This is a genomic window from Pseudoalteromonas atlantica (assembly GCA_007988745.1).
GTDB classification, from domain to species: Bacteria; Pseudomonadota; Gammaproteobacteria; order Enterobacterales; family Alteromonadaceae; genus Pseudoalteromonas; species Pseudoalteromonas atlantica.
Genome location: BJUT01000087.1, coordinates 1 through 9,451, shown reverse-complemented (window position 1 = coordinate 9,451; position 9,451 = coordinate 1). Strand labels below are relative to the sequence as shown.

At 43.1% G+C, this 9,451-nt stretch carries 8 protein-coding genes and 1 tRNA gene; all 9 read left to right on the top strand.

Annotated elements, in window-relative coordinates; translation table 11 throughout:
• The first annotated feature begins 27 nt into the window (after positions 1-27).
• Positions 28-104 (top strand) — tRNA-Asn (locus tag PAT01_RS19440).
• A gap of 148 nt (positions 105-252) precedes the next feature.
• A complete protein-coding gene (locus PAT01_RS19435; RefSeq protein ID WP_154946026.1) occupies positions 253-2,196 on the top strand; it encodes an EAL domain-containing protein in 1,944 nt (647 codons plus the stop codon).
• A gap of 214 nt (positions 2,197-2,410) precedes the next feature.
• On the top strand, positions 2,411-2,992 hold the full coding sequence (rsxA, locus tag PAT01_RS19430; protein ID WP_004589478.1) for an electron transport complex subunit RsxA: 582 nt from the start codon (positions 2,411-2,413) through the stop codon (positions 2,990-2,992).
• 1 nt (position 2,993) lies between these two features.
• A complete protein-coding gene (gene rsxB, locus PAT01_RS19425) occupies positions 2,994-3,548 on the top strand; it encodes an electron transport complex subunit RsxB (protein ID WP_004589479.1) in 555 nt (184 codons plus the stop codon).
• Between the two features lie 8 nt (positions 3,549-3,556).
• Positions 3,557-6,109 (top strand): electron transport complex subunit RsxC, encoded by a 2,553-nt coding sequence (gene rsxC, locus PAT01_RS19420; protein WP_154946025.1) that lies wholly within the window; start codon positions 3,557-3,559, stop codon positions 6,107-6,109.
• The gene (gene rsxD, locus PAT01_RS19415) at positions 6,106-7,164 is read left to right on the top strand and encodes an electron transport complex subunit RsxD (RefSeq protein ID WP_154946024.1); all 1,059 of its coding nucleotides are present in this window, start codon (positions 6,106-6,108) and stop codon (positions 7,162-7,164) included. The genes rsxC and rsxD overlap by 4 nt, the downstream gene beginning before the upstream one ends.
• Positions 7,161-7,799: an electron transport complex subunit RsxG gene (gene rsxG, locus PAT01_RS19410; RefSeq protein WP_138580050.1), complete on the top strand. Its 639-nt coding sequence runs from the start codon at positions 7,161-7,163 to the stop codon at positions 7,797-7,799. Before rsxD ends, rsxG begins: the two co-directional genes overlap by 4 nt.
• A complete protein-coding gene (locus tag PAT01_RS19405) occupies positions 7,796-8,494 on the top strand; it encodes an electron transport complex subunit E (protein ID WP_004589483.1) in 699 nt (232 codons plus the stop codon). Before rsxG ends, PAT01_RS19405 begins: the two co-directional genes overlap by 4 nt.
• A 44-nt stretch (positions 8,495-8,538) precedes the next feature.
• On the top strand, positions 8,539-9,201 hold the full coding sequence (gene nth, locus PAT01_RS19400) for an endonuclease III (RefSeq protein WP_004589484.1): 663 nt from the start codon (positions 8,539-8,541) through the stop codon (positions 9,199-9,201).
• Positions 9,202-9,451: the final 250 nt, after the last annotated feature.

Below are 9,451 nucleotides of genomic sequence, written 5' to 3'. Positions count from 1 at the left end.
AAATCATAAAATGACATCTCTATTTGTTCCCCCTTAGCTCAGTTGGTTAGAGCGACGGACTGTTAATCCGCAGGTCCCCCGTTCGAGTCGGGGAGGGGGAGCCAATCATAAGAATTTCATAGACATTTCAGTAATTTTCCACTACTCTTCTGCTTTATAACTAAAACATAATATCTATTCTAATGTGTTGCTATTAGTTGAATGATCAAGGACCTGATTCCTTTCCTTTTGAACTATTAAAAGATTGATAACATGGCTGGCTTTAAAAAACTTATTTTTATACAAATCCTGTCTTGGCTTGTATGTGTTGCGGCTGGAAGCTACTTCATATCTGTAAGCTTTAATAATGCAGTAAGTGAAGCACAAACTTCAGCGCAAACCAGTGTAACACGTTACATTAACAGCTTAACAAGTGATGAGCTTTCGCCTGAAAGTATAAAAAAAGCGATTGGCGATGGTAAAACGTTTTCAAGCTTTATACTAAGAGATTATCAAGGTGCTGAGGTATTTTCAGTTAACTCCCCTACCCAGCTACCCATGTTTGCTGAATTTATTCAATCTAGCTTTAATTCGGTTCGCCCACAGTTTGCCGTTAACGACGCTGCAGATATAAAAGTAGAATTTACCCTCAACATTGAACGTTTAGCGCAGCAGCTACAAACCTCGTTATTTATAGTTATATTTATTTCTGCTTTTTTAGTGATTATTCCTATCATATTAATGAAGTCTATATTTCATAGCTTAAATAAAAATATCAGCATGACCGTTGCCGATGTAATAGACATTTACATTAACCAAAATCAAATTGGCGACGACTTAGACACCGCACTTGATGCAAGTAAAATGAAAAAGCTAGGTAAAGATTTAGTCCCGAGCTTTAATCGCCTTTCGCATTTTTTAAAAAATAAAAATGATGATATTCAAAACGCTGCCCTAAGTATCAAGCAAGAAGCCTATAAAGATGTAATTACCGAATTAGGTAACCGTAATATGTTTGTTGAATATTACGAAAAACACATTGAAAACAGTGAGCGCAGTACGTTTGGATCGTTAGCGCTTGTACGCTGTAGTGAGCTGCAAACTATAAATCAAAGCCGTGGCTACCAAAAAGGTGATGACTACGTTAAAGGTGTGGCGGATATAATTAAGCATATAAGCGGCACTTACACCGGCAGCCAAGTATTTAGGCTAAATAGCTCAGACTTTGCCGTTGTACTTCCTAATACCCCACTTAAAGAAGCAGAGCGTTTTGGTGAAAACCTGCAATCGCGCTTTACTCAATACCAACAAAATCAAGAGCTAAGCTCTGTGGCTAACACAGGTATTGTGGGCTACGAAAAAGGCAAACCGCTGGGTGAACTATTATCGGTTGTCGATAACGCAATGAGCATGGCGCAATCTAAGCAAGTAAATGCATGGCATGTGCAGCGCGAAACCGATTTAGTTAATAATGTAAGTGCTGGGTTTGGTAACCAAAACTGGCGTAAAGTGATTAACGAAGTAATTGAATCAAAACGTGTTCACTTAGTAATGCAAAATATTATGCCGCTGGGTAAAAGCATTAAGGCGTATGCAGAGATACAAGTGCGCTTTAAAACCGAAGATAACCAAGTGCTCCCTACGGCCTCGTTTTTAGCCATGGCTGAAAAACTCGATATGGCCATAGAAATTGACCGCTTAATTATTGACTCGTCACTTGAAAAAATTAAAAGCCGTAACCTCTCTGAAAAGTTTTTTGGCCTGAATGTAACCGCCTCAAGTGCACATAACGATCAATTTGTTATTTGGTTAGAGCGCCGCTTATTAAAAGATACGCATATAGCCTCTAAATTAGTATTTGAAGTAAGTGAGTTTGGCCTACAGCAAAATATTAAAGCCAGTAAACGCTTTATTGATATGGTGCATCGCGTAGGTGCCCGCGTAACGGTTGAACGCTTTGGTGTAGGACTAACGTCGTTTAAGTTTTTCCGTGATTTAAAACCAGACTTTATTAAAATGGATGCAAGTTACACCCGCGGCCTAGAGGATGATAAAAACAATCAATACTTTATGCGCCTAATGGTTGATTTAGCCCATCGCATTGGTGTGAGTGTGTTTGCTGAGGGCGTTGAAAGCCAAGAAGAAAAACACATAGTAGAAACGCTTTGCCTAGACGGCGTACAAGGTTATTACATAGAAAAACCTAAAGATATTTAGCACCTCCCCTTAATTAAAGTAAAAAAGAGCACATGTGCTCTTTTTTGCGTTTAACTGTTTAATTTTTCGCTTACTTTAAAATCACATAAATTTTACAGCTTTGTGATCGCTTAATTATTTTACTGTGTTTATTTAACTGATAACGACTCGCATATGTTGTTTATCGGGGCAGAAAAAAGGATAATACACAGGATTTTAATAGCGCGAGGCACACATGACAGAATATGTCTTGTTATTGATTGGAACCGTTCTAGTTAATAACTTTGTATTAGTACAATTTTTAGGCTTATGTCCATTTATGGGTGTATCAGGCAAGCTTGATACCGCTATTGGTATGTCTTTAGCAACCACGTTTGTGCTTACTCTTGCCTCTGTTACAAGCTATTTAGTTAATCAATATATTTTAGCGCCGCTAGATATCGAATTTTTACGCACCATGAGCTTTATTTTAGTGATTGCCGTTGTGGTGCAATTTACCGAAATGGTTGTGCGTAAAACTAGCCCGACTTTATACCGTTTACTGGGTATATTTTTACCGCTGATCACCACTAACTGTGCGGTATTAGGTGTTGCGCTTCTTAACATAAAAGAAGATCACACCTTTTTACAATCGGCCGTGTATGGTTTTGGCGCAGCCGTTGGCTTTTCATTAGTACTTGTATTATTTGCAGCGCTGCGCGAACGCCTTGCTGCTGCAGATGTTCCTACCCCGTTTAAAGGCGCCTCAATAGCCATGATCACCGCCGGCTTAATGTCGATGGCGTTTATGGGTTTTACCGGATTAGTGAAGTTTTAATATGACCTTAATGTATGCCTTGATAGCGCTTGGTTCGCTAGCGCTTGTTTTTGGACTTATTTTAGGCTTTGCAGCTATTCGCTTTCGTGTAGAAGGCGACCCAATTGTTGAGCAAATAGATACCATTTTACCGCAAACCCAGTGTGGCCAGTGTGGCTATCCGGGCTGTCGCCCTTACGCTGAGGCAATTGCCAACGGGGATGAAATTAATAAATGCCCTCCAGGCGGTGAAGCAACGGTTAAAAAGCTGGCCGATTTAATGGGCGTAGAGCCTAAACCGCTTGCCGGTGGCGAACAAGCAGAGCCGATAAAAACTGTGGCCTATATTCGCGAAGACGAGTGCATAGGCTGTACTAAGTGTATTCAGGCATGCCCTGTGGATGCCATTGTTGGTGCTACACGCCAAATGCACACTGTACTAATAGAAGAATGTACCGGCTGCGATTTATGTGTAGAGCCCTGCCCTGTAGATTGCATTGATATGCTGCCTGTAGCCGAAACAAAACAAAACTGGAAATGGCAACTTGATGCTATTCCTGTCACGCAAATAGATTAGAGGTTTGAGTGGAAAAGTTACTTGAACAAATTAAAAAAGGCACTGTTTGGGCATTCCCGGGCGGCGTGCATCCACCACAACAAAAAACACTCTCTAACAGTGCGCGTATTGCTAGGCTTCCTCTACCTGATAAGTTAGTTGTACCAATTAAACAGCACATTGGTGCTAACGGTAAATTAATTATAGAAAAAGGCCAACAGGTATTAAAAGGCCAAGCACTTACCGTGCCCGTTGCGAATTGGTCTGTGCCTGTACATGCGCCCAGCTCTGGCACCATAACAGAGATTGCTTCTATGCCTTCGGCGCATCCATCGGCTTTACCTGAGCTAAGTATTATTATTGAGCCTGATGGCAAAGATCAATGGTGCGAACTAACCCCAACACCTAACCCAAGTGAGCTTAGCCACGATGAATTAGTCGATATAATTCATCAAGCAGGTATAAGTGGTATGGGTGGAGCAGGCTTTCCTACTTATGTAAAAGCCGATATAAAACAACCTATTGAGTTTTTAATTGTTAATGCTGTTGAGTGCGAACCATACATAACAGCCGACGATGTGTTAATGCGTGAACATGCCAAGCAAGTAGTGCAAGGCATTGAGCTAATGCAACAAATTTTAAACCCGACACTGTGTATTGTTGGCATTGAAGATAATAAGCCCGAAGCCATAGCGGCTATGAAAAGTGCCGCAGAGCACAACGCCAATATTGTTATTCAAACGGTGCCTACTGTTTATCCATCGGGTGGCGAAAAACAATTAATTAAATTACTTACAAACCGTGAAGTACCCAGTGGCGGTATTCCTGCCGATATTGGTATTTTAGTGCACAACACAGGAACTTTGTTTGCTGTGCAGCAGGCAGTGTACGAAGGTAAACCGCTTATTGAACGCGTTGTTACAGTAACAGGTAACACCATTCATAATGCAGGTAATGTATGGGCATTATTAGGCACCGAAGTTAAGCACCTGCTTGATTGCCAAGGTTTTTCACCCGTACCCCAGCAGCGCGTTGTTATGGGTGGGCCGATGATGGGCTTTACCTTACCGACTGTGCGTATTGGGGTAATTAAAACCACCAACTGTATTTTAGCCCCCGATCATAAAGAGCTGGCAGAGCCTGGCCCTGAAAAAGCCTGTATACGTTGTAGTGCCTGTGCAGATGCCTGCCCTGCTTCGTTATTACCCCAGCAATTACAATGGTTTGCAAAATCAAAAGAATACGACAAATTACAAGAGCACAACTTATTTGATTGTATTGAATGTGGTGCGTGTGCGTATGTATGCCCAAGTGAAATTCCATTGGTGCAGTATTACCGCGTAGCAAAAGTAGAAATAAAAGAGCAGCAAGCCGAAAAAATTAAAGCCGATAGAGCAAAAGAGCGCTTTGACGCCCGTAAAGAACGCCTAGAGCGCGAGCAACAAGAACGTCAAAACCGCCATAAACGTAAACCAGCGGCAAAAACATCAGATGAAAAGCAAAAAGTAGCGGATGCCCTTGCCCGCGTTAAGAGCAAATCATCGGATGGCGATGAAAAATCAGCTGTAGCCGCTGCAATTGCCCGCGCCAAAGCGAAAAAACAGCAAGGTGAAGAGCTAGAGCCAGATAACAGTGAAGTAGCTAAAGAGCGAGCACTACGTAAAGAAAAAGCACGTAAATATAAAGAACAAAAAGCTGCCGAGGGCGAGTCATCACCAACACCTGATGATAAAAAGTCAGCCGTAGCTGCTGCTATTGCCCGCGCCAAAGCGAAAAAAGCGGCGCAAGCTGAGCAAAGCGCTGAGCCACAAAGCGATGAAGCAACCGCCCCAGCTGATGATAAAAAAGCAGCGGTAGCTGCTGCCATTGCCCGTGCTAAAGCTAAAAAAGCGGCGCAAGCTGAGCAAAGCCCTGAGCCACAAAGCGATGAAGCAACCGCCCCAGCTGATGATAAAAAAGCAGCGGTAGCTGCTGCTATTGCCCGTGCTAAAGCTAAAAAAGCGGCGAAAGCTGAGCAAAGCGCTGAGCCACAAAACGATGAAGCAACCACCCCAGCTGATGACAAAAAAGCAGCAGTAGCTGCTGCTATTGCTCGCGCTAAAGCTAAAAAAGCGGCGCAAGCTGAGCAAGCAGCAGAACCACAAAGCGATGAAGCCCCCGCGCCCGCAGATGATAAAAAAGCAGCGGTAGCTGCTGCTATTGCGCGTGCTAAAGCTAAAAAAGCCGCTAAAGCGGCTGCGCAAACCCAGCAATCAGATGAAGCAAGTGCTGCTGAGCAAACAGGTGAAGTTGAGCCTGAAAACTCACAAACACGCTCTCCTGCTGATGACAAAAAAGCGGCCGTAGCTGCTGCTATTGCCCGCGCTAAAGCTAAAAAAGCCGCTAAAGAAGCTGAGCAACCAGAAGCAAGTGAACACAGCGCACCTGAACAAAGCAATGAGCCACAAACCAGCAGCGGTTCAGACTCTGAGAAAACGGCCTCTGAGCAAACTGCAGCAGAGAAGAAAAAAGCCGCCGTGGCCGCCGCAATAGCGCGCGCCAAAGCTAAAAAGTTACAAAAAGAAGGAAATGATCAGTCATGAAATTAACCATGGCCAGTTCGCCGCACAACCATAGCCATAAGTCGCTAACGCGATTAATGCTAACCGTAATTGCTGCGTGTATTCCTGGGCTAATAGCGCAAGTGGTATTTTTTGGGACTGGCGTACTTATTCAGTTAATACTGGCACTTGTTGCTGTGAGCGTATTCGAAGCAGCCATTATGTTAATGCGTAAACGCCCTGTTTGGCCTGCATTGAGTGATGGTAGTGCTTGGCTTACTGGTGTGCTGTTAGCACTGAGTATTCCGCCGCTGGCGCCTTGGTGGGTCATTATTATTGGCTGTTTATTTGCCATTGTGATTGTAAAGCAACTTTATGGTGGGCTTGGCTTTAACTTATTTAACCCAGCAATGGCCGCATACGTACTACTTTTAGTCTCGTTTCCGGTGCAAATGACCGCTTGGTTACCCGTTACCGATTTACTTAACGCCCCAATTGGCTTTATTGACCAATTACGCCTTATATTTACCGATTTTACCGCTCTGGGCTTTAGTGTTGATCAAGTCCGTGCCGGCGTTGATGGCCTCACTATGGCCACCCCGCTTGATACAGTTAAAACCGATGTAGCACATGGTCTAACCGTTAGCGAAAGTATGCAAAAACCGATTTTTTCTCAATGGGCTGGGCTTGGTTGGCTATGGGTTAACCTAGGCTTTTTAGCCGGTGGTTTATACCTTTTAAAAGCTAAAATTATAAACTGGCATATTCCAGTAAGCTTTATAGGCTCACTAGCGCTGTGCAGTGCCATTGGCTATATTGCCGCACCGGGTACCGAGCCGGGTATGGTATTTCACCTATTAAGTGGCGCAACCATGATGGGCGCATTTTTTATCGCCACCGATCCTGTTTCGGCTGCAACTACCAATAAAGGGCGCTTAATTTATGGCGCGTTAATTGGCTTGTTGGTGTATTTAATTCGCACCTTTGGTGGCTTCCCTGATGCGGTAGCCTTTAGTGTATTATTAATTAATATTGCTGTACCGCTGATTGATTACTACACCCAACCACGCACTTATGGCCACGGAGCAGTAAAATGATTATTTCATCAATGGCTAAAAATGGCGCGATATTAACGGCCTTTGCACTGATCACAACAGGCTTAGTTGCCTCAATTGATGCCTTTACCGCCGATAAAATTGCCGAGCAAGAACGCCTGCAACTAACCTCACAATTACAAGAGGTATTAAACCCAAGCAGCTACGATAATCAGCTCAATACAAATTGCGTAATTATGAGCGACGAACAACTGGGTCCTTACCCCGAGCAAGTTATTTACCGCGCTTATAAAAATCAGCAACCTGTTGCACTTGTAATAAGACACATAACACCTAGTGGTTACAGTGGCGATATTAACTTATTAACCGCCGTACTTGCTGATGGCACCATTGCCGGCGTTCGTACTACTAAGCACGAAGAGACGCCCGGCTTAGGCGATAAAGTAGAAGTTAAAAAGTCGCTGTGGATCACTACATTTAACGATTTAACGGTTCAAAGTGAAGACGATGCCCGTTGGGCGGTAAAAAAGGATGGTGGCCAGTTTGACCAATTTACCGGCGCAACAATTACCCCTCGCGCCGTGGTAGGCTCGGTAAAAAATGCCGTATTATTTGCAAAAACTAACTTTGCCGCCATTTTTAAACAGCCTAATGCTTGCCAAGAGGTAACCCAATGAGTGAGTTAAAAACCTTATACAAAGAAGGCGTATGGGCTAATAACCCCGCGCTAGTGCAGCTACTCGGTTTATGCCCGCTTTTAGCTGTTACATCAACTGTAACCAACGCGCTCGGCCTAGGGTTAGCTACTTTATTAGTTTTAGTAGGCTCTAATATTACTGTTTCAGTTGTGCGTAATTGGGTGCCTAAAGACATTCGTATACCAGTATTTGTAATGATTATCGCAGGCTTTGTGACCATAGTTCAGCTACTTATGAATGCGTACACCTTTGGCTTGTATCAATCATTAGGCATATTTATTCCACTAATAGTAACTAACTGCGCCATTATTGGCCGTGCAGAGGCATATGCCTCTAAAAATCCTGTGCACCTGTCTGCATTCGACGGCCTGATGATGGGCTTAGGCTTTATGGCCGTATTGTTAGTACTCGGTGCAATGCGCGAACTGATAGGCCAAGGTACATTATTTGATGGGGCCGATTTGCTTCTAGGGCCATGGGCACAAAGCCTACGCTTGGAAATATTTAGTTTCGATAGCCAGTTTTTACTCGCTATTTTACCACCCGGCGCCTTTTTAGGGCTTGGGCTGCTAATAGCAGCAAAAAATGTTATTGACGCACAAATAAAATCAAAACAAGTAACGCCGCCAGAAGCCGAAAAAGGCCCACGCGCACGTGTTACTAGCTTAACTTAAGGGGAAAACGCATTAACGCTATTAGCTAATGCGTTTTAAGTTGCATGAATAAAGAAAAACGTCACCAAATACTCTCGCGCTTGCGCGAGCAAAACCCGCATCCAGAAACCGAGCTTGAATACTCAAGCCCATTTGAGCTACTAGTAGCCGTTACGCTCTCTGCACAAGCCACCGATGTAGGGGTAAATAAAGCCACCCGTAAATTATTTCCGGTTGCTAATACGCCACAAGCCATTTTAGATATTGGCCACGATGCGCTTCGCGATTATATAAAAACCATTGGCTTATTTAATTCAAAAGCCGCAAACGTGTACAAAATGTGCCAAATATTGGTTGATCAACATAACGGCATTGTTCCCGAGAACCGCGAAGCCCTCGAAGCCCTACCCGGTGTTGGCAGAAAAACCGCAAATGTAGTACTCAACACAGCCTTCGGCTGGCTAAAGGATAATGAAGGTAGATACTTTTTAGCAGTAGATACTCACATCCAACGTCTTGCAAACCGTTCGGGTTACGCTAAAGGTAAAACTGTTGAGCAGACAGAACAGGCCATAATTAAAAATACGCCAAATAAAAAAGAGTTTATGTTTAACCTCCATCATTGGTTTATTTTACATGGGCGCTATACGTGTACAGCGAGAAAACCAAAATGTGGAAGCTGTATAATCGAGGATTTGTGTGACTATAAAGAGAAAACTGAGTCATAGCTAAGAGTAGTTACTTTTTAGTTAGTATAAACCTTTTAACAGCCACATTTTTTAGTTTCCATTTAATAAGTTGGCTATTTGGTTCTCATATGAGCCTTTATTAGGCCAGCACCAGTTAAATTGAAAATTTGCGTTAACTTAAGAATAATTTGAATTTAAGCAAGGTGTTGCAATTAGATTATGATTTATTAATTAGAGCCCAGCTTAAACCTAAAATTTAAATACAGAATTCATTGGAAGCTATTTCTGG